This window comes from Curtobacterium sp. Leaf261, assembly GCF_001422205.1.
In the GTDB taxonomy this organism is placed as follows: Bacteria; Actinomycetota; Actinomycetes; order Actinomycetales; family Microbacteriaceae; genus Curtobacterium.
The window spans coordinates 173,823-195,202 of record NZ_LMMJ01000009.1; the positions used below are offsets into that span (position 1 = coordinate 173,823).

Consider the following 21,380-nt stretch of genomic DNA (forward strand, 5'->3'; position numbering starts at 1 on the left):
CCATGGTGGACCTCCGCGAGGCGCTCCCAGCCCTCGGTCGAGCACTCTTCGGCAGCACCGCCGGTGGCGCCACGGAGCTCGACGACGCCGACCGCACCATCCGTCAGGGTGTCCCGACGAGCCGCCGCATGGGCTTCACGAGCCTGCACGGCGGAACCGGTTGCTCGACGGTGGCCGCAGCGGTCGCCTCCGTCCTCGCGAGTCGTCGTCCGGGGCGGGTCCTCGGCGTGGACGGTGCCGCGGGTCCCCGACCGTTCGTCCTCCTCGCCGGCGCCTCGACCCCCGGACCCACCACGCGGTCGTCCCGCAGGGAGGCAGCGAGGACCTCGTGGGACGCCACGGACGGTCTGGAGCGAGCGTCCACGGGGCTGCACCTGCTCCGTCTCGGTGCGCCGTCCCTCCCGGACCGTCCCGCGTCACCCGCCGACTGGGCCGACGCGACCGAACCGATCGCGCGGTTCTTCGACGTCGTCGTCGGCGACTGGGGGCGACGCTCCCCGTTCGTCGACCTCGGCGCGGTCGCCGACGACTCGCACGTCGTCGCGCTCGTCGCCGGCCCGGACCGCGGCGCGGTCGAGGAGGCCGTCAGCCACGCCGGCGCCATCGAACGGCACGCCGCGGGGACGCGGGTCGTCGTCGTCGCGGTCGACACCGTGGGCATCGGCGACGCCGCCGCCCGGGTCGCCGCGACCTGGGGCCGGGTCCCGGTACTGCGCGTGCCGTCCGATCCCTCGCTCGCGGATCCTCGACGGTCCCGCCCGGCGCGGGTCCGCGCGGCGTACATCACGCTGACCGCTGAGCTCATGCGGTCAGCGCTCGGGACCGGTGACCCGGCACCCCTGCCGACCCCCGGAGAGGCGCGCGCATGAGGACCGTCGTCCACCGTCCGACCCGGATCACCACACCGGTCACGCGACCGGACTCCGAGCAGCTGGCACCGCCCCCGCAGCTGCCGGAGGGTCCCGCCGGCGGGATCCCCCTGCAGTCGCTGCTCCCCGTCGTCGGCGCGATCTCCTCCGTCGTGATGATGGTCGTCCTCCGCGGCAACAACCCGGTCCTCATGGTCGTCGCGGCACTCGTCTTCGTCGTCGCGCTCGTCGGCGGCCTCGGCATGGCGTTCACCCAGCGCGGCAACGCGGCGAGGAACCGGCGGACCCAGCGCGAGCGCTACCTCGACTACCTCGAGGAGCTCCGCGAGGACCTCCGGGAGCGCACCGCCACGATCCGCGCGGGCGCCGAACTCGTCGACCCGGCACCGGAGGTCCTGACACGCCTCGTCGCGGACCCCGCCCGGCTCTGGGAGCGCCGACGGTCGCACGGCGACTTCCTGCGCGTGCGCGTCGGGACCGGTGACGTCGGCTGGGTGCCGCTGACGCTCCCGACCGACCAGAACCCGGTCCAGCCGCTCGACCCGCTCATGCTCGGCGAGCTCGAGCAGGTCGCCGCGCACTACGGCACCGTCCGCTCGATGCCGGTCTCGGTGGCGCTCGACGGGGCCGGTGACGTCGCGGTCGTCGGTGACCGCCAGGCGGTGCTCGCCGTCGCCCGGTCGCTCATCGCGCAGATCGTCGCGCTGCACTCCCCCGACGACGTCCAGGTCGCGGCGGCGTTCCGCGACGAGGCCGCGGCCGACTGGGCCGGGTTCGACCTGCTCCCACACGCGCAGATGGACCGCACGTTCGATGGTCCGGTGCACGCTCGCCGTGTCGCGCAGGACACCCGGTCGCTCGCGCGAGTGCTCAGTGCCGAGCTCGGCGAGCGTGCCCGGACCGCGGCCACCTGGCGGCGGAGCGGGGACAACAGCACGAGGAACGACATGCCGCGGCTCGTGGTGTTCGTCGACGACCACGGGTCGGTCGCCGCGCCGCTGCCCCTCCCCGAGGGCGAGACACGCCCGGAAGACCTCCGGATCACCGTCGTGCACCTCGTGGCCGACCGCCTGCACGAGCCGAGCGACGTGCGGGTCCGGATCACCGCGCGGGCGTCGAACACTGCCGCCGTGCCGGGGAGCCCGAACCCCGCGGCCGCGCCGCAGGGCCCGAACGCGGCCGCCGTGCCGCAGGGCCCGAACACCGCGGCCGCGCCGCCCGCCCTCGTCGTCACCGATGCCCGCGACGCCCTCGACGAGGGACAGCCGGTCCCGGAACAGCACCTGACGTGCGACGATGTCGCACCGAGCACCTTCGCCGCCCTCGCGAGGATGCTCGCGCCGCTCCGGCTCTCCCTCACCGCGGACGAGCGCGTCGAGAGCGCTGAGGCGATCGGTGCCACCGAGCTCCTCGGGATCGCCGACGTCACCACCCTCGACCCGGACCTGACGTGGCGACCGCGCGCGGCGCGGGACTTCTTGCGCGTGCCGATCGGCGTCGACGACTTCGGTGCGCCGCTGCTCCTCGACCTCAAGGAGTCGGCACAGCTCGGCATGGGACCGCACGGCATCTGCATCGGCGCGACCGGTTCGGGCAAGAGCGAGATGCTCCGCACACTCGTGCTCGGGCTCGCGATCTCGCACCCGCCCGAGGACCTGTCGATGATCCTCGTCGACTACAAGGGCGGCGCCGCGTTCGCACCGTTCGCCCGGCTGCCGCACGTCGCCGGCCTCATCGACAACCTGGCGGACGACCCGCAGCTCACCCGGCGGGCCCGGGAGAGCATCGCGGGCGAGGTCCGGCGGCGTCAGGAGCTGCTCCGCGACGCCGACTCCTCGCCGTCGATCACGCACTACCGGGAGCTCCGCAGCCGCCGCCCCGAACTGCCGCCGATGCCGCACCTGGTGCTCATCATCGACGAGTTCGGCGAGCTCCTGACCGCCGAGCCGGACTTCGTCGACCTGCTCCTGATGATCGGGCGCATCGGCCGGTCCATCGGCGTGCACCTCCTGCTCTCGAGTCAGCGCATCGAGGCCGGCAAGCTCCGCGGTCTCGACACGTACCTGTCGTACCGGATCGGGCTCAGGACGTTCTCCGAGGCCGAGAGCCAGGTCGTGCTCGACACCGGCGACGCCTTCCACCTGCCGGCCGTGCCCGGGTACGGGTACCTCAAGGTCGACACGAGCGTCTACACGCGGTTCCGCGCCGGCTACGTGTCCGGGCCGGTGGACGCGGCACCCGAGGTCGACCCCGAGGCCGAGGTCCCCGAGCCGTTCGTGCTGCCCGTCTTCAACACCGTCGCCGCCCCGGACGACGAGACCGTCGAAGCGACGCTCGACGCCCCGGACGTCGGCCGGAGCGTGGTCGACGAGGCCGTCGACCGACTCGGGCACGGCGATCGAGCGACGGCCCCCGTGTGGCTGCCGCCGCTCCCGACCCGACTCGCCCTGGGCGGCGTGCTCGACCCCGCCGCGGCGGCCGGTCGCTCCGGGCTCACCGTACCGATCGGGCTCCTCGACGACCCGGTGCACCAGCGCCAGGCGCCGTGGCTCCTCGACCTGACGGTCGGCGGCGGGCACGCCGCGGTGATCGGTGCGCCGCAGTCCGGGCGGACGACGTTCCTGCGGACGATCGCCGCATCGATCGCGTTGACGAGGACCCCGCGGCAGGTCAGCATCTACGGCATGGACCTCGCCGGTGGAGGTCTCTCGCGGATCGAGGGGTTCCCGCACGTCGGCGGGGTCGCCACGCGGGCCGATCGGGCCCGGCTGCGGAGGCTGATCGAGGAGCTGCAGGCCATGGTGCGGCTCCGTGAGTCGGTGTTCCGCGACCACGACATCGACTCGTTGCCGATGCTCAGGGCCCGGCACGCCCAGGGGCGCGTGCCGGAGCTGCAGTCCGCGGACGTCGTGCTCCTCGTGGACGGCTTCAGCGCGATGCGCACCGAGTTCGAGGAGCTCGAGGACTCGTTCGGCGACCTCCTGCAACGCGGTGGCAGCTTCGGTGTCCACGTGGTCGTCGCGCTCACCCGCTGGAACGAACTGCGGCTCGCGAGCCAGCCGCTCATCGGACAGCGGTTCGAGCTCCGCCTGAACGACCCGGCCGACTCGACCATCGGACGCGCACCGGCGGCCACCCTCAAGGCGGGTGAGCCCGGCCGCGCACTCACCGGGGACTCGCTCTTCGGCCAGGTCGCGCTCCCGGTGCTGGACGACACCGACGACGAGGCGCTCGGCGATGCCCTCGACGCGCTCGCCCGGCGTTCTGCGGCGAGCTGGGAGGGGCCGTCCGCGGCACCGATCCGGCTGCTCCCGGAGTCGTTCGACCCGTCCGAGCTCCCCGACCCCCTGGACACCCCGGACACGGTGCCGTTCGGACTCCGGCAGGACACGATGGACTTCGTCGCGTTCGACCCGGCGCAGGACCAGCACCTGCTCGTGTTCGGCGACACCGCGAGCGGCAAGACGGCCCTGCTGCGGGGTCTCGCGAACGGGTTCATGGACCGTGCGACCCCGGACGAGCTCGTGCTCGCGGTCATGGACGTCCGCGGCGGTGCGGCGGCGGGGATCCCGGACGAGTACCTGGGTGGACACGCGTCGAACGGGCCCGACGCCCGCGGACTCGCCGTGGCGATCGCCGCCGAGCTCCAGACTCGTGCCGCCGGGACGTCCACGGGTCCCCGCCCGCGGATCGTGGTGCTCGTCGACGACTACGACATCGTCGCGTCCGCCGGGACCGATCCGTTGAAGCCCCTCATGCCGTACCTGCCGTCCGCGCGCGACCTCGGCCTCCACGTCGTGCTGACCCGCCCCGTCGCCGGTGCTGCCCGCGCGATGTACGACACCGTCCTGCAGTCGCTCCGGGACTCCGGCGCGGCCGGGTTCGTGATGCGCGGCGAACGGAGCGAGGGTCAGATCTACCCCAAGGTGTACGCAGAGCAGTTCCCCGCGGGACGAGGGCGACTCGTCCGACGTGGAGCCGCACCCCGCATCGTGCAGGTCGCACACTTCGCGTCGGCGGAGACGTCGACCGAGGCGACCACGGTGCTCGACCCCCGAGGAGCCCCCGGTGCCCCGTGACGTCCTGATCCTGACGAAGGAAGCCCCCCGACCCGAGGAGCTCGTGCACGCCGGTGTCGCGATCGACGGCGGTCTCGGGATGCGGACCCTCGACGACGAGGCAGTCACCGAGATCATCGACGAGGACGGCCTCGCGGTGCTGAGCGTCGGTCGCCCGGAACTCGTCGAGGTGCAGGACGAGGTGCTGCGTCTCGCCCCGGGTCTCGCCGATCGCATCTCGGCGCCGGTGTGGTGGACCGAGGCGTGGGTGCCGTGGGGTGCCGCCGGTGACCGAGGCATGGCGATCGCGCTGCAGTTCGCGGCGCGCCTCGACGGTCTGTGCTCCGTGGAGGACGGGTCGTGACCGACCACGACAGCCGGGCCCCCACCGGGGATCCTCGGAACCCCGTCCCCACCGGGCATCCTCGAGACCCGGGCGGCCGCGGTCCCACCATCCCACCGATGCCCGGGTCAGCCCCGATGCCGGCGTCCACCCCGATGCCGACGCCGACGCCAGCACCCGCCTCGTCCCCGGTACCCGCCTCCGCACCGGCACCGTCCAGCAGACGTTCGGCAGCCGGTGCCCGTTCCGGCGACGGACGCGCCAGGACCGTCATCGTCGTCGGGGCAGCGGGTGGCGTCGGGACCACGACCCTCGCCGCGCTCGTGGCCGACGCGGTGGGGTTCCGCCTCGGCGTCGTCGTCCAGGCGAGTGACCACTCGACGGGCGACCTCGCAGCGCGCCTCCCCCGGCTCGAACCGGCGACGTCCCGTGTCGGGGTGCACGACGCGGGCGCGCACGCACGGGCTGTCGGACCGCTCGCGACACCACCGGAGAACGCGGTCGTGCTCGTGGCGTCCGCGACGACGTCCGGAGTGCTCGACGCGGCATCGGCACTCACCGCACTCGCGGGATCGGCGGACGTCGACCTGCTGGCGCGCACCGTGATCGTGCTCGTCGATCGCGGGCGTCGTCCGGCGGCGGTCGACACCGGTCCGCTACGGGCGTTCGGCCTGCTCGGCATCGTGTCACTCCCCCGAGACGGCGCGCTCGTCGTGCCTGGTCCGATCGTCGTCGGTCACTGCATGCCGACCACGACGTCGGCTGTCACGTCGGTGGTCTCGCTCCTCGGCTGGTGATCCGCCGGTCGTCGCGCTGACGTCCGCGCCCTGGCCCACGTCATCGAGACCGGCACCGATCCGGACAGGAGGAACGGTGCAGGCTGGCACCGCGCCTCCAGTCCGGACCTGCACCGATCCGGACGGGAGGGACGGTGCGAGCTGGCACCGCGCCTCCAGTCCGCTGCCCGTAGCCCGCTGCCCGTAGCCCGCAGCCCGTAGCCCGTCAGGCGTCGGGTGTGAGCCGCTCGTGCAGGAACGCCACGACGCGCTCGCGAGCCGCGAGCGCCGGGTGCCCGGGGACGTCGCGGACCTCGCCCGTCAGCACCGAGTGGGCGCCCTTCGGGAACCCGGTCGTGTTGCCGGGAGCCGAGTCGAGTTCGATCACCTCGAACGCGTCGCCGAGCTTGTCGCGGATGGCTGCGAACCGCTCGGGCGGAACCACACCGTCCTGGCTGAACCGCAGGCCGATCGCGCAGACGTGGCCGGCGTCCGCGCGAGCGGCGACACGGTCGAACTCGGCAGCCGACATCGCCGGGTCTGCTCGCCGAGCCGCGCCGAGCGGGAACGGCACACCGGGCTGGCTGAGGACCGACGCGCGCACGGAGTCGTCGACCGCCGCGGCGAGGGCGAACCCACCCGTGAAGCACATGCCGATCACGCCGACACCGCTCCCCGGGGTCCGAGCGGCGAGGTCGGCGGCCACGGTGCGGAGGAACGCGGTGATCGGGCGCGACGCGTTCGCCGCGAACGCTCGGAACTCCGCCTGCACGCACAGGCGCGAGACGACGCGGATCGCGTACCCGGCACTCGCGGGACGACCGGGCTCCCCGAACGGCGACGGCACGACGACCGTGAACCCGGCGTCGACGAGATGGTCGGCGAGGCCGAGGACCTCCGGGGTGATGCCGGGCACCTCCGGGATGAGGACGACGCCCGGTCCCGAGCCCTTCTCGTAGCAGTCGTGCGTCAGGCCGCCGCCGGTGAAGGGCGAGACCGCCCAGCCGTCGAGGGTCGATGTCGGGGCACTGCCAGGCTGTCCAGCCACGGTGATCTCCGTTCGTCGGTGGGGCGAGCTTACGCAGTCGCGGGCCGGCCCGTGTCCGCTCCGGTCTGCCGGGTCCGCCCCGATCCGGTTGTGCCCCAGCGAGCGTCAACTCGCGCAGGAACTCCCTGGCGCAATTGACGCTCCCTGGTACAGAACGAGACCCGCCCGCCGCCGACCGCCGGACCACGTCGGCCAGGAGTCCCACCGCGCGACGCCTGGCACCTGACGCCTGGCGCCTGTGGACAATTCCAGCGCCGTGCCGCGAGATCGGCCAGGCTGCCGTCGTGCACCTCGACCTCCCCGCTGCCCCGATCTTCCGCTCGACGGCCCACGTGTCACGGTGGGACGCTCGCGACCTCCAACGTCGCTCGCACGGCACCCCGTCGAGACCGCCTGAGCTGCAACGCCTGATCCGCGGGGCGTTCACGACCGTCGAGGCGTGGGCGACGCTCTCCGAACGGCAGCGTCACGTGCTACTGGTCCTGGCTGCCCTCCCGAGGCTGCCCGGCGGCGCGGTCGTCTCGCATCTGTCCGCCGCGGCAGTCATGGGCTGGCCGCACGCCGGCTCCTGGCCCACGAAGGTGCACGCCCACGACCCGACCAGGCGACGTCTCGACGACAACGCCCACACCGTCCTGCATCCCGTCCCGCCGGACATGGTGACCGTGGCCGGCACCGGCGGCTCCGTCGCGATGTGCCTGACCAGCCCTGCGATGACGGCGGCGGCGGTCGCGCGCACGCTCCCGTTCGGACACGCCGTCGTCATGGTCGACCATGCGTTGCGTTCCGGCTGCGACCGGGCGGAGATCGCCCGACACGTCGAGTCGATCGGTCATCGTGGAGCAGCCCGCGGGCACCGTGTCGTCGCGTTCGCGTCCCCGCTCGCAGCCTCGCCGGGCGAGTCGCTCACACGGGCACTGCTCCGGACCCTCGGCGCACGGACACCGGTGCTGCAGCAGCGCTTCTCGGGGCCGGAAGGGCAGGTGGCGGAGGTGGACTTCTGGTTCCCGAGCGAGGGTGTCATCGTCGAGTTCGACGGCGAGGTGAAGTACCGCGACCCCGCGATGCTCCGCGGGCGCACCCCGCTGCAGGCCGTCATCGACGAGAAACGCCGGGAGGACTGGCTCCGAGCGCTTCCCCAGGTCCGCGGTGTCGTCCGACTGCGGTGGGCAGACCTGTTCCGCCCCGACGTCGTGGCGATGCGGCTCCGTGCCGCCGGGCTGTCCCTGCCCGCCTGACGACCGGAGCGGCGCTGAACGGTTCTGCGCCAGGGAGCGTCAACTGCGCCAGGGAGTCCCTCGGCCAGTTGACGCTCGCTGGGACAGAACCGGTTGGGCGGGGACGGGAGGCCCGGTACCAGCTGGTACCGGGCCTCCCGTCCGGCCGTGGTGCCGACCGTCTACGCGGCCCGCGCGCTCGCGATCCGTGCGGTGAACGGGACGAGCAGGGGGTGACCCGCCTCGAGACCGGTGATCTGCGTCGCGACGTCGGCGTCCGACGCGTCCGATGCGAGGAGCGCCTGCAGCTCGACACTCTGCTCGTCGTCCTCGACGTCGAAGTGGAGTGCGGCACCCATCGCGTCGAGGAGCGCCGTCGGCTCGGTCCCGCCCTCGGCGATGGCGGCCGCCGGCGAGACGAACCGCTCGTCACGGGACAGCTTGCGGAGCGGCTGCCGCCCGACGCGGGTCACGGTGTCGGGCAGGTGCGGGTTCTCGAACCGGGCGATGATCGCCTGCACGTAGGCACGGTGCACCTCCGGGTCGAGCTCGTGGCGCTCGATGAGCAACTCGCTCGTCTCGGCGAGCACGGCCTCGAGGGCGCTCCGGACGACGGGCAGGGCGACTGCGTCCGAGATCTTGTCGGCCCCGGCGACGAACCCCTGGTAGGCGACCGTCGCGTGCCCGGTGTTCACCGTGAACAGCTTGCGCTCGATCGATGCCGCGAGGCCGTCGACGTAGTGCGCACCCGGGAGGGTCGGCTCGCTGCCGTGGAACGGCGTCCGGTCGACGGCCCACTCGTAGTAGGTCTCGACCGTGACGTCGAGGCCCTGGCCCGGAGCCTGCGCCGGCACGATCCGGTCGACCGCGGTGTTCGCGAACACGGCCTTCGCGAGGGCTGCCTCGCGCTGGTCATCCGGGAGCTGCGCCTCGATGAACTCACGGAGCCGATCGGTGGCGTTGAGGGCGTTCTCGCAGGCCATCACCGCGAGCGGGGCCGCATCGGCCGACCGCTCGACGAGACCGCGCGCGATCACCGGGGCGATGAACTTGAGGACGGTCGGCCCGACGGCACACGTCACGATGGACGCACTGGCGACCTCGTCGACGGCGGCCTGTTCGTCCGTGGCGCTGTTCACCGCACGGAAGTTCGTGACCTCGTGGTCGACCGCGCCGGCTCCGACCTCGTGCACCGTGTACGAGTCGGCGGCCGCAAGGGCGTCGATGAGCGGTGCCGCGACGTCGGCGAAGACGACCTCGTACCCGGCGTCGTGGAGCAGGAGCCCGACGAAGCCGCGTCCGATGTTGCCCGCACCGAAGTGCACGGCGGTGCCGACGGAGTCGCTCACTCGTTGACCTCGGACAGGATCGCGTAGATCGCCGACTCGTCCGTGGCGTCCGTGAGCGCCTGGACCTGGTCGTCGTCGGAGAAGACGATCGCGATCTTCGACAGGATGTCGAGGTGCTGGTTCTCGATCCCGGCGATCCCCACCACGAACCGGACGGGGTTGCCGTCCCAGTCGATGGGGGTGCTGTACCGGACGAACGACAGCGCCGAGGCCTTGATGGCCTCCTTGGCGTCGTTCGTGCCGTGCGGGATCGCGAGGAAGTTGCCCATGTAGGTCGAGACGGTCTTCTCGCGCTCGATCATGGCGGGCAGGTAGTCAGCGGTGACCGCCCCCGCCTCCACGAGGATCTCGTGTGCCTCGCGCATCGCCTCCATCTTCGTGGTGGCGGTGCCTTCGGCACGGATCTGGGACTCCTGGAGGACGGGAGCGGTCATCGGTGGTTCTCCTTCGTTGCCTGGTGCTACTGCTGGGACTTGAGCTGCTCGACGACCTGGTCGTACTGCGGCGCATTCATGAAGTTACCCACCGACACGTGCTGCGCGTTCGGCGTCTTCTGGGTTGCGCGCTCCGTGAGCTGCTCCTGCGTGATCACGAGGTCCTCGTCACCGGAGAGGTTCGCGATGGCCTTGTTGACCACCGTGACCCCCTCGATGCCGGCCTTCTTGATCTTGTTGCGGAGGACGCTGGCGCCCATCGCACTCGATCCCATGCCGGCGTCGCAGGCGAACACGATGTTCTCGACGCGGGTCTGCGTCGCCGTGGCGCTCGCGGATCCGACACCGCCGAAGGAGGACTCGGCCTCTTCCTCCGACGCCGGGGCGTTGGTGCCGAAGAGACCGGCCGTCGCGGCGTTGGCGTCGCGGCCCTTGGTGGCCTGCATCTTCGCGAGGGCGTCGGACATGTCGCCGCCGCCGTTCGCGAGGTCGCGCTTGCGGCTCGCGATGAGGAAGAACGACGCGACGACGCCGGACACTGCGGCCGACAGGATCACCGAGAGGATGACGCCGACGTAGCTGTCACGCGAGGTGTTCGCGAGGACGGCGATGATCGACCCGGGCGATGCCGGAGCGGTCAGACCCGAGTTGAACAGCGCGTTCGTGCCGACACCCGTGGCACCACCGAGGATGACGGCGATGAACAGGACCGGCTTCTGCAGCACGTAGGGGAAGTAGATCTCGTGGATGCCGCCGAAGAACTGGATGAGGATCGCACCGGGAGCGGTCGAGCGGGCCGCACCGACACCGAAGAAGGTGAAGGCGAGGAGGATGCCGAGACCGGGGCCGGGGTTCGCCTCGAGCAGGAAGAGGATCGACTTGCCGGACTCCTGGACCTGCTGCGCGCCGAGCTGGTCGAGCACACCGTGGTTGATCGCGTTGTTGAGGAACACGACCTTGGCCGGCTCGATGATGATGCTGGCGAGGGGCAGGAGGTGCGCGTTGACGAGCGCCTCGACACCCTTGCCGAGGCCGGTCGCGATGATCTTGAAGATCGGGGCGAAGACGAAGAACCCGACGAGCGCGAGGATGAAGCCGAGGATGCCGGCCGCGTAGTTGTTGACCAGCATCTCGAAGCCGGGCTTGATCTTGCCGTCCCAGATGCGGTCGATCTTCTTGATCAGCCACGCACCGAGGGGTCCGCAGACCATCGCACCGAGGATCATGATCGTGCCGTTGGCGCCGATGATGACGCCCATGGCGAAGATCGAGCCGACGACCGCACCGCGGGTCTCGTAGACCATCCGGCCGCCCTGGAACGCGATCGCCAGGGGGATCAGGTAGGTCAGGATCGGGCCGACGAGGCCGATGTTCGCGACGCCGTCGGTCGTGCCGAAGCCGCCGAGGACGCCGACCGGGGTCCACCCGGTCTGGATGAAGAAGGCGGTGATGAAGCCCCACGCGATGAAGATCGCGATGTTGGGCATCACCATGCCGGAGAGGAACGTGCCGAACTTCTGGATGCGGACGCGGCCGCCTCCCCGTGACTTCGGGGCGTCGGTCGCTGCAACGGACGACGATGTCATGTGCGGATCTTTCTGTGAAGGAGGACTGCTGAGGGGTTCGGGTTGGTGCGTGTGGGGGCTGGTCACGCGACGTGCACAGCTGCCGCCGCGGCCTTGGCGGACCGGGCGGTGGTGGCTGCGAGCGCTGCGGTGGCCATCTCACGGGCCTGGTCGATGGTGTACTTGCCGAGTTCGGCACGCACGTCGGCCAGGGCGGCGGGAGTCATGGAGAGCGTCGTCGCCCCGAGTCCGACGAGCACGACCGCGAGGAGCGGGTCGGCTGCGGCCTCACCGCAGATCCCGACCCCCTTCGACACGGACGCGCCGGCGGAGCCGAGCTGGGCGATGAGGCGGAGGACCGCGGGGTGCCACGGGTCCTGGTAGCTGCCGACGGTGCCGAGGAGTCGGTCGGCGGCGAGCGTGTACTGGGTGAGGTCGTTCGTGCCGATGGACACGAAGTCGGCCTCGGCGAACACCTGGTCCGCGAGGAGGGCGAGGGACGGGATCTCCGCCATCACGCCGGCGGTGCGGATACCGAGCTCGCGGGCGAGTCCGACGAAGTACGCCGTCTCCTCCGCGTCGGCGACCATCGGCGCCATCACCCAGAGGTCCGCCTCGGTCTCGGCGTCGGCCTCGGCGAGCGCGGTGAGCTGGTCGCGGAGGATCTCCTCGTGGTGCCGGAGCGCCCGGAGTCCACGACGGCCGAGCGCGGGGTTCTCCTCGCCCTTGTCCGTGAGGAACGGCAGGGGCTTGTCGGCACCGGCGTCGAGCGCACGGACGACGACCTTCTTGCCCGGGAACGCCTGGAGCAGCGCGACGTAGGACGCCTTCTGCGACTCGACGGTCGGTGCGGACGGGGAGTCGAGGAAGAGGAACTCGGTGCGGAACAGCCCGACGCCCTCGGCGCCCAGCTCGACCGCGCCCGCGGCGTCGGCGGGGCTTCCGAGGTTCGCGAGGAGCGGCACGGCGGTGCCGTCGGCGAGCGCACCCGGTGTCACCGGAGCGGACAGGGCGGCGGCGCGCTCGGCGACACGGGCCTTCGCCTCGTCGACCTGCGAGGCCGAGGGATCGGTCGTCACGGTGCCGGCGACCGCGTCGACGATGACCTCGTCGCCGTCAGCAAGGTCCGCTGCGCCGTCGACGCCGACGATCGCCGTGATGCCCTTCGCCCGGGCGAGGATCGCGGTGTGCGAGGTCGGGCCGCCGTCGCTCGTCACGAGGGCGAGGACCTTCTCGAGGTCGAGGAGCGCGGTGTCGGCGGGCGCGAGGTCCCGGGCGACGAGGATGAACGGCGTCGCGGACTCCGGGACACCGGGGGCCGGGACGCCGCGGAGCTTCGCGATGATGCGCTGGGCGACGTCACCGAGGTCGGCCGCGCGCTCCCCCATGTAGCCGCCCATGCCGGCGAGGATCTCCTGGAAGGCCGCGAACGCCTCGTGCACCGCACGCTCGGGGTTCGTCCCCCCGTCGATACGTGCGTGCACGTCGTCGATGAGCGTCGGGTCCTGCGCCATGAGCGCCTGCGCTTCGAGCACCGCCTGGGCGTCGCCGCCCGCGAGGGCCCCGCGCTTGGTCAGATCGTCCGCCACCGCGGCGAGCGCGTCGTGCACGGCGGTCTTCGCGCTGTCCGCAGGTCCGTCGAGCGGTGTCGTCGCCGGTTCGCCGAGTGGGTCCGCCATGCGCAGGACGGGGCCGGAGGCAACGCCTCGGCCGACTCCGATTCCGGGCAGTTCGGACATCCAGAGACTCCTTCATCTCAACGCGCACGGTGGCACGGGCAGGGCACAGATCACTGCGCACCGGGTGCGCTGCGACGACCATACATCGATCTCGGTTGACAAACAAACAAATCCGGCGATAAAACTACAGAAACAGACGCCCGTTTGCGTCTGACACCGAACGAGCTCCCGGATCGATGCCCGATTGCATCGTTTCGTGCCCGCTCGTCCGCACGTTCCACCCGGTATGCACGACAACGAGGTCCGATGTACGCACCAGAACGCCACCAGCGCATCGTCGAGCAGGCGAGACAGCACGGCAGAGTCGACGTCAAGGACCTCGCCGAGCTCCTCGCCGTCACGCCGGAGACCATCCGCCGCGACCTGACGAGCCTCGAGCGCCGCGGCCTCGTCCGTCGCGCACACGGCGGCGCGATCCCGGTCGAGCGGATCACCATCCACGCCGGTGTCGGCGACCGCGGCGGGATCAACACCACGGAGAAGATGGTCATCGCCGAGGCCGCCCTCGACGAGCTCCCGGAGAACGGCTCGATCATCATCGACGCCGGCACCTCGACGATCTGCCTCGCCGAGATGCTCCCGACCGACCGGGGGCTCACCGTCGTGACGCACTCGCTCCCGGTCGCGATGGCCGTCGCGAACCGCCCGGGCATCGACCTGCACTTCCTGGGCGGGAACATCCGGAACGACTCGCTCGCCGGGGTCGGCACCTGGACGCACCAGCTCGTCGGCATGGTGAGCGTCGACGTCGCCTTCATCAGCATCAACGGGATCACGCCGGAGCGCGGGCTGACGACCCACAACATCGCCGAGGCCGCCGTCAAGTCCGCGCTGATCAAGGCGGCGCGTCGGAGCATCCTGCTCGCCGACCACACGAAGTTCGGCCGCGAGGAGTTCGGGCGGGTCGCACCGCTCGCCGCGATCGACACGATCATCACCGATCCGGCCGTCAACCTCGACCTCGTCCGCGAGGTCGAGGGCGCGGGGACCGAGGTGTTCTGGCCCGGACGGGTCTGACCGACCGCCTCGCGTCCACCGCTCCCCCAGCACCGCGCTCGCTACCATGAGGGCGCACACCGACAGGGCCCGATTGGCCCGACCACCGACAGGAGTCCCGATGTCCGAAGCCACCCGCACCGTCACCGTCGCCAGCGCGTCCGGCCTGCATGCCCGCCCCGCCTCCCTCTTCGTCCAGACCATCACCGCGTCCGGACACCAGGTCACCATCGCCAAGGGCGACAAGACGGCCAACGCGGGCAGCATCCTCGGCCTGCTGGGGCTCGGCGTCGAGACGGGCAACGAGGTCGTCCTCACCGTGACCGGCGACGACGCCGAGAAGGTCGCCGACGACCTCGTCACGTTCCTGCAGACGGACCACGACGCGGCGTAGCCCCCCCCCAACCGGAATGGAGGGACGGTGCCAGCCCGCACCGTCCCTCCAGTCCGTCTCGGGTCGCGTCCGCGGCCGTCGGCCGCCCTGGATAGGGTTGGTGGCATGTCACGCCTGCGCCTCGCGACCGTCAACGTCAACGGCATCCGTGCCGCCTTCCGCAAGGGCATGGGCGACTGGCTCGCCACCCGCGACGTCGACGTCCTCGCGATGCAGGAGGTCCGCGCGTCCGACGAGGACATCCAGGGGCTCCTCGGCGACGACTGGACCGTGCTGCACGACCCCGCCACCGCGAAGGGCCGAGCGGGCGTCGCGATCGCGATCCGGGTCGGCGGACACGTGAGGCATGCGGACGTCCACCGCGTCGCCCTCGGCCCGGACGACTTCGACTCCGCCGGCCGCTGGCTCGAGGCAGACCTCGACGTCGACGGCACGCTCGTCACGGTCGTCAGCACCTACGTCCACTCCGGCGTCGCGGACACCCCGAAGCAGGACGAGAAGTGGAAGTTCCTCGACGCGATGACCGAGCGACTGCCCGAGCTCCGGGCGCACAACCCGCTCGCGGTGATCGTCGGCGACCTCAACGTCGGGCACGACCAGCGCGACATCAAGAACTGGAAGGGCAACGTCAAGCGCGCCGGGTTCCTGCCGCGTGAGCGCGCCTACCTCGACCGGTTCCTCGGCGCGGACGGCGAGCAGGTCGAGGCCGTGGACGGCTCCACGGGCACCGGTCTCGGCTGGGTCGACGTCGGTCGCGAGCAGGCCGGCGACGTCGACGGGCCGTACACGTGGTGGTCGTGGCGCGGTCAGGCGTTCGACAATGACTCCGGCTGGCGCATCGACTACCAGATGGCCACCCCGGAGCTCGCCACGAAGGTCAGCACGTACGCCGTCGACCGCGCCTCGGCGTACGACACCCGATGGTCGGACCACACGCCGGTGGTCGTCGACTACGAGCTCTGACCCCTCCCACACTCCCGACCGACACACCGCCTCCGGGCCGTGTCGTCCCGGTCACACGCAAGGACTCCCCATGACCAAGACACGCATCTTCTCCGGCATCCAGCCCTCGGCCGGGTCGCTCCACCTCGGCAACTACATCGGCGCGCTCATGCAGTGGAGGGCACTGCAGGACGACTACGACGCGATCTTCTGCGTCGTCGACATGCACGCGATCACCGCCCCGCAGGACCCCGCGGTGCTCCGCGAGAACACCCGGCGGACGGTCGCGCAGTACATCGCCGCCGGCATCGACCCGACGAAGTCGACGCTCTTCATCCAGTCGCACGTGCCGGCACACGCCGAGCTCGCGTGGGTCCTCAACACGCTCACCGGGTTCGGCGAGGCGAGTCGGATGACCCAGTTCAAGGACAAGTCGGCGCGGGCCGGCGCCGAGTCCGCATCCGTCGGGCTCTTCACCTACCCGATGCTCATGGCGGCGGACATCCTGCTGTACGACACGGCGCTCGTGCCCGTCGGTGACGACCAGCGGCAGCACGTCGAGCTCACCCGCGACCTCGCCGGCCGGTTCAACTCGCGCTTCGGCGACACGTTCGTCCTGCCGAAGGCCCAGATCCTCGCCGACACCGCACGGATCTACGACCTCCAGAACCCCACCGCCAAGATGTCCAAGTCGGCGCCGACCGACGCAGGGCTCGTGCAGCTCCTCGACGACCCGAAGCGCACCACCAAGAAGATCAGGTCGGCCGTGACGGACACCGAGCGCGACATCGTCGCCGACCGCGAGCGGAAGCCCGGCATCACGAACCTCCTCGCGATCATGTCCGCGTTCACCGGGACCCCGATCCCCGAGCTCGAGACCTCGTTCGCGGGCAAGGGCTACGGGGACCTCAAGGGCGCCGTGGCCGATGTCGTCGTCGCCGAGCTCGAACCCGTCCGCGCACGGACGCTCGAGCTGCTCGACGACCCGGCGGAACTCGACCGTCTGCTGCTCGTCGGGGCGGACCGTGCGGAGTCGATCGCGACCGAGACCCTCGCGAAGGTCTACGACCGCATCGGGTTCGTCCCGCGGCAGCGCCGGTAGCGACGGGACCGCGCCGTGCTGCCCGTCACCCTGTCATCGCCGGTGGTCCGGCTCGACATGCCGACGCGCGCGGACACCGTGGCGATCACCGAGGCCTGCGCCGACCCCGCCATCCAGCGGTTCACGACGGTCCCGAGTCCGTACCGCCCGCAGGACGCCCATGCGTTCATCGACGCCCTCGTCGGACCCGGCTGGGCCTCCGACCGCGAGTACACCTGGGCGATCCGGCGTCCGCACTCGACCTGGCTCGAGGGGGTCATCGCGTTCCGGACCGCCCACCGCGACCTGGGGTTCTGGCTCGCACCGTCGGCCAGGGGCTCGGGGATGATGACCGCCGCCGTCGGACTCGTCGTCGACTGGGCGTTCTCCCGCGGGAATGCCGACGTCTACTGGGAGTGCTTCGTGGGGAACACCGGGTCGGCGGGGGTCGCCCGTCGCGCGGGCTTCTCGTACACCGGCACCGGGCCGGGGCTCATCCCCGGGCGCGACGGGCGCGACGTCGAGTGCTGGAAGGGACTGCGCCGGGCGGACGGAGTACCGGCAACGGACAGACCATGGCCAGAGGCCGCTGCTCCGACGTAGAGTCTGTGTGGAAGCGATGACGATTCCGGGAGTGGACTCCGCCCTTCCTCAGTCATCGCCTCCGGAGTCCATGGTCCCGGTGACCGACCCGATCCGGAACCATGAACCACACCATCGAATTCGTCACACGCGACCACAGCGGGATCACCACCCTCGTCACGACGACCGGCGTCATCGACGTCGACTCGGCCATCGACGAGATCAAGTCGGGATCGACGTACTTCGCAGGTCCCTCGTCGTTCGACCGGGCGCGCGTCCGGATCATGACCGCACTCGGTGTCGCCTACCTCTCGGCGAACTGGGACGGCTCGAAGCGGAACAACCTGCATGACCTGGCGCAGCAGATGACGCGCCCCGTGCCGACGATCGCCCGGCCACGTCCGGCATCGCGAACGGTCGGCGCACTCTGGACCGCGGTCGCCGCGCTCCGCGGCCGTGGGCAGGGCCGCACCGACTCCTGAGGTCTCCAGGCGGATCGGTCCGTGCTCGTCGATATGCTCGATCGGTGCGCACCGCCAACAGCTCTGAGCCCTCCGGGCCGGTCTCCGCCGCAGAGGAACGAGCGATGCGTCGCGCGTTCACGCTCGCGGCCGAGGGGCCGCGCGTGGGCGACCACGCCCGGGTCGGCGCCGTGATCCTCGCCCCCGACGGTACCGTCCTCGCCGAGGGCCACCACCGCGGTGCCGGGACCCCGCATGCCGAGGTCGACGCCCTCATGGACCTCCCCGCCGGCGGTGCTGCCGGAGCGACCGCCGTCGTGACGCTCGAGCCCTGCAACCACCACGGTCGGACGGGACCGTGTTCGCTCGCGCTCGTCGAGGCCGGCATCGCACGGGTGGTCTACGCGATCGACGACCCAAACGACACCGTGCACGGTGGCGGCGATCGACTCCGCGATGCGGGGGTCGAGGTCGTCTCCGGGCTCCTCGCCGACGAGGCCGAGGCGTTCCTCGAACGGTGGCTGCACTCGATCCGCACCGGGCGACCGTGGGTGACCGTGAAGTGGGCCGCGAGCCTCGACGGGCGTGCCGCGGCGGCCGACGGGTCGAGCCGGTGGATCACGGGCGCTGCGGCACGACAGCACGTCCACGAGCAGCGCGCCGACCACGACGCGATCCTCGTCGGGACCGGGACGGTGCTCGCCGACGACCCCGGGCTCACCGCGCGGGGCGACGGCGGGGAGCTCCTCCGGACGCAGCCGCTCCCCGTCGTCGTCGGCGACCGCGAGGTCCCGGAGTCCGCCGTGGTCAGGTCGCATCCCCGCGGTCTCGTCACGGTCCCGGGCCACGACCTCGACGCCGCGCTCCGGTCACTCCGTCCGCACGGGGTGCACTCGGTGTTCGTCGAGGGTGGCCCGACCGTCGCGAGCGCGATGATCGCCGCCGGCCTGGCCGACGAGCTGCTCGTGTACCTCGCCCCGGTGCTGCTCGGCGGCCCCGGGCTCGCCCTGGGCGACCTCGGGGTGGGAAGCATGAACGAACGTCTGCGGTTGGACGTACTATCGACCACCGAACTCGGCCCGGACCTCCTGATCCGCGCCCGTCCCTCCCGGAGCACACCATGACCGACGCCCTGACCTCCCCCACCCCCGGGAGTCCCGTGCGGTTCGAGGTCGCCACGAACGTCCCGACGGTGCACGGCTCGTTCGAGATGCGCGCGTACCGCGACCTCGTGACCGGCGCCGAGCACGTCGCCGTGGTCGGCACCGCGCCGGACGGATCGGCGCCGACCGACGGCGCCCTCGTCCGGGTGCACTCGGAGTGCCTGACCGGCGAGGCGTTCGGATCCTTGAAGTGCGAGTGCGGCCCGCAGCTCGACGCCGCACTCGACACGATCGCGACGGAGGGCGGGGTCGTCGTCTACCTCCGTGGCCACGAGGGTCGCGGCATCGGCCTCGTCAACAAGCTCCGCGCCTACCGCCTGCAGGAGGACGGCCTCGACACGCTCGACGCGAACCTCGCGCTCGGGCTCCCCGGCGACGCCCGCGAGTACGGTGCCGCGGCGGGCATCCTCGCCGACCTCGGCATGACGCGGATCCGGCTGCTGTCGAACAACCCCGAGAAGCAGCGACAGCTCGAGGAGCACGGCATCGAGGTGCAGGCGCTCGTGCCGCTGGTGGTGGGCGTGTCCATGCAGAACGAGGGCTACCTCGCGACCAAGCGTGAGCGGATGGGACACGCGCTCCCGGAGCACCTCCGAACATGACGGTCACTCGACGACAGGTGTTGGTATCCCACCCTCTGGGCGGATTCGCAGGATCGCTGGATCCCGCGTAGACTCGGGCACACCCGCCACAAGCGGGGTCCGCCACGAGCGGAACCCATCCGGACAGACGCACTCGACCGGCGCCGCGCCACCTGCGCGAACCGACTGACGACCGCGACGTCCGACGATTCCTCCGCGCCGCATGTCGGTGCGATCCCCACGGAGTTGATCCAGCATGTCCGCATCGACATCGACACCCGCCGCCCCCGCGGTGAACCCACGATCCCGCGTGGTCATCGCGAGCCTCGTCGGGACCTCCATCGAGTTCTACGACTTCTACGTGTACGCGACCGCCGCGGTGCTCGTGTTCCCGGCCCTGTTCTTCCCGAACGAGAGCGCCGTCGCCTCGCAGCTGTCGTCGTTCGTGACCTTCGCGCTCGCGTTCTTCGCGCGGCCCGTCGGCTCGATCATCTTCGGGCACTTCGGCGACCGGATCGGCCGCAAGGCGACCCTCGTCGCGTCACTCATCGTGATGGGTGCGGCGACGTTCCTCATCGGCTGCCTGCCGACCTTCGCCACGATCGGTGTGTGGGCGCCGGTGCTGCTCGCGGTCATGCGGTTCTGCCAGGGTGTCGGGCTCGGTGGCGAGTGGAGCGGTGCGGCGCTCCTCGCGACCGAGAACGCACCGCGGGCGAAGCGGGGGGTGTTCGGATCGCTCCCGCAGCTCGGCGCGCCGATCGGATTCCTCATCGCGAACGGCGTGTTCATCATCATCAACGCGGCCATGCCCGCCGGCCCCGGTGAGACGTCGTCGGCGGCGTTCCAGGCCTACGGGTGGCGGATCCCGTTCCTCCTCAGCGCCGTGCTGGTGATCGTCGGCCTGTACGTGCGGTTCAAGCTCATCGAGTCCCCGGTGTTCACCGGTGTCGTCAAGTCCGGGTCGGTCGCCAAGGTGCCGCTCGCCCGGGTGTTCAGGACCTCGTGGCGGCGGCTCATCGTCGGGACGCTCGTCATGGTCGCGACCTACGTGCTCTTCTACTTCATGACGACGTTCACGCTGACGTACGGCACCGCCCCCGCGGTCGCGACCGAGGGCGCGAAGATCGGCCTCGGCTACTCCCGCGGCGAGTTCCTCGGACTGCTCATGATCGGCGTGGTGTTCTTCGGCATCCTGACCCCGATCGCGGGCATGCTCGCGGACCGGTTCGGGCGGAAGCCGACACTCATCGCCACGACCGTCGGGATCATCCTGTTCGGCCTGACGTTCCAGATCTGGTTCGCATCGGCCTCCGGGCCGATCGGGGTCGTCACGTTCCTCATCGTCGGGCTGTCCCTGATGGGGCTGACGTTCGGACCGATGGGTGCCCTGCTCCCGGAGCTGTTCCCGACGAACGTCCGGTACACCGGGTCCGCGATCGCCTACAACGTCGCGAGCATCCTCGGTGCGTCGCTCGCGCCCACCGTGGCGATCGCCCTGTGGAGCGCGCAGGGGAACATCACGCTGGTCGGGCTGTACCTGACGGGGGCCGCTGTCCTGACCCTCGTCGCGCTGTTCTTCGTCAAGGAGACGCGTGGGAGCGACTTCGGCGAGGCGGACGCGGCCGCCGCAGCCGCCGACGAGCCGGTGCTCGCGCCGTAGCCCCGCGTCGGGCGGCCGCGCGCCGCGCGCCCGCGCCCGCCGCGCGCCCCGCTCCCGTGAGAAGTGCCCATCTGTCGCCTGCCGTCCGGCTGGCGACAGATGGGCACTTCTCATCAGTGCCA

General features: G+C 71.5%; 18 protein-coding genes and 1 pseudogene. 14 read left to right on the plus strand and 5 right to left on the minus strand.

Annotated features, from left to right (window positions below):
• Positions 1-2: 2 nt before the first annotated feature.
• From ASF23_RS11920 to ASF23_RS18700, 4 genes are all read left to right on the plus strand, one after another.
• Positions 3-869: a hypothetical protein gene (locus ASF23_RS11920; protein ID WP_055953695.1), complete on the plus strand. Its 867-nt coding sequence runs from the start codon at positions 3-5 to the stop codon at positions 867-869.
• Complete coding sequence (gene eccCa, locus ASF23_RS11925) at positions 866-4,948, plus strand: type VII secretion protein EccCa (RefSeq protein ID WP_055953698.1); 4,083 nt, start codon at positions 866-868, stop codon at positions 4,946-4,948. Before ASF23_RS11920 ends, eccCa begins: the two co-directional genes overlap by 4 nt.
• Entirely contained in the window at positions 4,938-5,291 is a 354-nt protein-coding gene (locus ASF23_RS11930; protein WP_055953703.1) for a hypothetical protein, read from the plus strand. The genes eccCa and ASF23_RS11930 overlap by 11 nt, the downstream gene beginning before the upstream one ends.
• A 98-nt stretch (positions 5,292-5,389) precedes the next feature.
• The gene (locus tag ASF23_RS18700; RefSeq protein ID WP_200919363.1) at positions 5,390-6,067 is read left to right on the plus strand and encodes a hypothetical protein; all 678 of its coding nucleotides are present in this window, start codon (positions 5,390-5,392) and stop codon (positions 6,065-6,067) included.
• A gap of 205 nt (positions 6,068-6,272) precedes the next feature.
• On the opposite strand, the gene ASF23_RS11940 is transcribed toward ASF23_RS18700, so the two are convergent.
• Positions 6,273-7,094, minus strand: a complete 822-nt coding sequence (locus ASF23_RS11940) for a dienelactone hydrolase family protein (RefSeq protein WP_055953709.1) — start codon at positions 7,092-7,094, stop codon at positions 6,273-6,275.
• A gap of 284 nt (positions 7,095-7,378) precedes the next feature.
• Between ASF23_RS11940 and ASF23_RS11945 the strand changes: the two genes are divergently transcribed.
• Positions 7,379-8,332: a hypothetical protein gene (locus tag ASF23_RS11945; protein ID WP_055953712.1), complete on the plus strand. Its 954-nt coding sequence runs from the start codon at positions 7,379-7,381 to the stop codon at positions 8,330-8,332.
• A gap of 161 nt (positions 8,333-8,493) precedes the next feature.
• Here ASF23_RS11945 and ASF23_RS11950 read toward each other — a convergent pair whose 3' ends face one another.
• The 4 genes from ASF23_RS11950 to ptsP all read right to left on the minus strand — a co-directional run bounded on the left by ASF23_RS11950 (position 8,494) and on the right by ptsP (position 13,398).
• Positions 8,494-9,660, minus strand: coding sequence for a mannitol-1-phosphate 5-dehydrogenase (locus tag ASF23_RS11950; protein ID WP_055953714.1), 1,167 nt, complete (start codon positions 9,658-9,660; stop codon positions 8,494-8,496).
• Positions 9,657-10,094 carry a PTS sugar transporter subunit IIA gene (locus ASF23_RS11955; protein ID WP_055953719.1) on the minus strand — a complete coding sequence of 146 codons (438 nt, stop codon included), beginning with the start codon at positions 10,092-10,094 and terminating at the stop codon, positions 9,657-9,659. Before ASF23_RS11955 ends, ASF23_RS11950 begins: the two co-directional genes overlap by 4 nt.
• 26 nt (positions 10,095-10,120) lie before the next feature.
• Positions 10,121-11,680, minus strand: a complete 1,560-nt coding sequence (locus ASF23_RS11960) for a PTS mannitol transporter subunit IICB (RefSeq protein WP_055953721.1) — start codon at positions 11,678-11,680, stop codon at positions 10,121-10,123.
• A gap of 62 nt (positions 11,681-11,742) precedes the next feature.
• Positions 11,743-13,398 carry a phosphoenolpyruvate--protein phosphotransferase gene (gene ptsP, locus ASF23_RS11965; protein WP_082474096.1) on the minus strand — a complete coding sequence of 552 codons (1,656 nt, stop codon included), beginning with the start codon at positions 13,396-13,398 and terminating at the stop codon, positions 11,743-11,745.
• A gap of 246 nt (positions 13,399-13,644) precedes the next feature.
• Between ptsP and ASF23_RS11970 the strand changes: the two genes are divergently transcribed.
• The 9 genes and pseudogenes from ASF23_RS11970 to ASF23_RS12010 all read left to right on the plus strand — a co-directional run bounded on the left by ASF23_RS11970 (position 13,645) and on the right by ASF23_RS12010 (position 21,258).
• Positions 13,645-14,415 carry a DeoR/GlpR family DNA-binding transcription regulator gene (locus tag ASF23_RS11970; protein ID WP_055953727.1) on the plus strand — a complete coding sequence of 257 codons (771 nt, stop codon included), beginning with the start codon at positions 13,645-13,647 and terminating at the stop codon, positions 14,413-14,415.
• 100 nt (positions 14,416-14,515) lie between these two features.
• A complete protein-coding gene (locus tag ASF23_RS11975) occupies positions 14,516-14,788 on the plus strand; it encodes an HPr family phosphocarrier protein (protein ID WP_055953730.1) in 273 nt (90 codons plus the stop codon).
• A 105-nt stretch (positions 14,789-14,893) separates the two neighbouring features.
• Complete coding sequence (locus ASF23_RS11980) at positions 14,894-15,751, plus strand: exodeoxyribonuclease III (protein ID WP_055953733.1); 858 nt, start codon at positions 14,894-14,896, stop codon at positions 15,749-15,751.
• Positions 15,752-15,821: 70 nt separating this feature from the next.
• Entirely contained in the window at positions 15,822-16,832 is a 1,011-nt protein-coding gene (gene trpS, locus ASF23_RS11985) for a tryptophan--tRNA ligase (RefSeq protein ID WP_055953736.1), read from the plus strand.
• Between the two features lie 15 nt (positions 16,833-16,847).
• Positions 16,848-17,414: a GNAT family N-acetyltransferase gene (locus tag ASF23_RS11990; protein ID WP_055953738.1), complete on the plus strand. Its 567-nt coding sequence runs from the start codon at positions 16,848-16,850 to the stop codon at positions 17,412-17,414.
• A 101-nt stretch (positions 17,415-17,515) separates the two neighbouring features.
• A complete protein-coding gene (locus ASF23_RS11995) occupies positions 17,516-17,875 on the plus strand; it encodes a DUF3892 domain-containing protein (protein ID WP_055953741.1) in 360 nt (119 codons plus the stop codon).
• A 104-nt stretch (positions 17,876-17,979) separates the two neighbouring features.
• Positions 17,980-18,978, plus strand: a complete 999-nt coding sequence (ribD, locus tag ASF23_RS12000) for a bifunctional diaminohydroxyphosphoribosylaminopyrimidine deaminase/5-amino-6-(5-phosphoribosylamino)uracil reductase RibD (protein ID WP_082474097.1) — start codon at positions 17,980-17,982, stop codon at positions 18,976-18,978.
• Between the two features lie 29 nt (positions 18,979-19,007).
• A pseudogene (gene ribA, locus ASF23_RS12005) lies at positions 19,008-19,619 on the plus strand (GTP cyclohydrolase II); the annotation flags it as partial.
• A 235-nt stretch (positions 19,620-19,854) separates the two neighbouring features.
• Positions 19,855-21,258, plus strand: coding sequence for an MFS transporter (locus ASF23_RS12010; protein WP_055953749.1), 1,404 nt, complete (start codon positions 19,855-19,857; stop codon positions 21,256-21,258).
• Positions 21,259-21,380: the final 122 nt, after the last annotated feature.

Excerpts from the sequence above, each read along its gene's own strand:
- ASF23_RS11920 (WP_055953695.1), top strand. The coding sequence starts at position 3 with ATGGTGGACCTCCGCGAGGCGCTCCCAGCCCTCGGTCGAGCACTCTTC.
- eccCa (WP_055953698.1), top strand. The coding sequence starts at position 866 with ATGAGGACCGTCGTCCACCGTCCGACCCGGATCACCACACCGGTCACG.
- ASF23_RS18700 (WP_200919363.1), top strand. The coding sequence starts at position 5,390 with ATGCCCGGGTCAGCCCCGATGCCGGCGTCCACCCCGATGCCGACGCCG.
- ASF23_RS11955 (WP_055953719.1), bottom strand. The coding sequence starts at position 10,094 with ATGACCGCTCCCGTCCTCCAGGAGTCCCAGATCCGTGCCGAAGGCACC.
- ASF23_RS11960 (WP_055953721.1), bottom strand. The coding sequence starts at position 11,680 with ATGACATCGTCGTCCGTTGCAGCGACCGACGCCCCGAAGTCACGGGGA.
- ptsP (WP_082474096.1), bottom strand. The coding sequence starts at position 13,398 with ATGTCCGAACTGCCCGGAATCGGAGTCGGCCGAGGCGTTGCCTCCGGC.
- ASF23_RS11970 (WP_055953727.1), top strand. The coding sequence starts at position 13,645 with ATGTACGCACCAGAACGCCACCAGCGCATCGTCGAGCAGGCGAGACAG.
- ASF23_RS11975 (WP_055953730.1), top strand. The coding sequence starts at position 14,516 with ATGTCCGAAGCCACCCGCACCGTCACCGTCGCCAGCGCGTCCGGCCTG.
- ASF23_RS11980 (WP_055953733.1), top strand. The coding sequence starts at position 14,894 with ATGTCACGCCTGCGCCTCGCGACCGTCAACGTCAACGGCATCCGTGCC.
- trpS (WP_055953736.1), top strand. The coding sequence starts at position 15,822 with ATGACCAAGACACGCATCTTCTCCGGCATCCAGCCCTCGGCCGGGTCG.
- ASF23_RS11995 (WP_055953741.1), top strand. The coding sequence starts at position 17,516 with ATGAACCACACCATCGAATTCGTCACACGCGACCACAGCGGGATCACC.
- ribD (WP_082474097.1), top strand. The coding sequence starts at position 17,980 with ATGCGTCGCGCGTTCACGCTCGCGGCCGAGGGGCCGCGCGTGGGCGAC.
- ASF23_RS12010 (WP_055953749.1), top strand. The coding sequence starts at position 19,855 with ATGTCCGCATCGACATCGACACCCGCCGCCCCCGCGGTGAACCCACGA.